Origin of the sequence: Sulfurimonas hongkongensis (genome assembly GCF_000445475.1) — a bacterium.
Classification (GTDB): domain Bacteria; phylum Campylobacterota; class Campylobacteria; order Campylobacterales; family Sulfurimonadaceae; genus Sulfurimonas; species Sulfurimonas hongkongensis.
Window position 1 is genome coordinate 1 of sequence record NZ_AUPZ01000028.1, and the last position, 1,119, is coordinate 1,119.

Consider the following 1,119-nt stretch of genomic DNA (forward strand, 5'->3'; position numbering starts at 1 on the left):
TTTTTGTGGAACTATATCAAGTGGAAGCATAAGTGTAGGTGATGATATAACAGTACTACCATCTCAAAAAACAAGCAAAGTAAAGTCAATAGTCTCAAATGATATAAAAGATTTAAGACCAGTAAATAAAGATGAAACAGTAGAGACTATACAAACTGCATTTGCACCTATGGCTATAACTATTACACTAGAAGATGAGATAGATATAAGTCGTGGTGATATGATAGTAAAATCAGACAATATCCCAGAGGTCTCAGACCATCTCTCTTGTATGGTAGTTTGGATGGATGAGAGTCCTTTGAGACTAAATGAAAACTACATTATAAAAAGAGCTACATCTGTTATAAATGGTACATTTCGGACCATAGAGTATAAAAAAAACATCAATACATTTGAGGAGTTAGATGCAGATGCTTTAGAGTTAAACGATATCGCAAAATGCACTATATCTTTAGATAGAAAAATAGCAGTTGATCCTTACCAAGAAAACAGATATACAGGAAGCTTTATCATCATAGATAAATATACAAATAAAACTGTTGGAGCAGGGATGATACTTGATAGTATTGAGGGTTCAGGGGTCAGAGGTCAGGGTTCAGGGGTCAGGGTTCAGGGGTCAGAGTTCAGGGTTGGGACTGAAGCAAAAGAGTACTCAAATGCAGAAATAGAACTAAATAAGTATATAAGAAAAAATTATCCTGAATGGGAGTGTAGAGAGATCTAATGTATAGAGAAACAAATAAAAGAAGTGTAGCAAAAGGTATTAGCTGGAGAGTATTTGCTACTACTACAACTATTATTATAGTCTATCTGTTTTTTGGTAGACTCGACCTAGCAATAGCAGCAGGAATTATAGAGACATTTGCAAAGATTGCTTTGTACTGGGCACATGAGAGAGCTTGGGTAAAAGTAAAATGGGGTAGAAAAAAGATAGAACCATTTAACCTTTGGTTTACAGGACTACCTCTATCTGGAAAAACCACAATCGCTGATGCAGTATTTAAAGAGCTTGAAAAACTTGATATTCCTTTAGAGAGACTCGATAGTAAAGACATTAGAGAGATAGCTCCAAATATCGGCTTTACAAGAGAAGATAGAAATCGTCATATGCACCGTATA

Annotated in this window: 2 protein-coding genes; both read left to right on the forward strand. The window is 35.0% G+C overall.

The window, feature by feature from the left end:
• Positions 1-724 (forward strand): elongation factor 1-alpha C-terminal domain-related protein (locus tag M947_RS23590; RefSeq protein ID WP_021288575.1); only part of this gene is annotated, 724 nt, incomplete at its 5' end.
• Positions 724-1,119: DUF2061 domain-containing protein (locus tag M947_RS23185; RefSeq protein ID WP_021288576.1), on the forward strand; the 396-nt coding region annotated here is incomplete at its 3' end. The genes M947_RS23590 and M947_RS23185, both read left to right, overlap by 1 nt.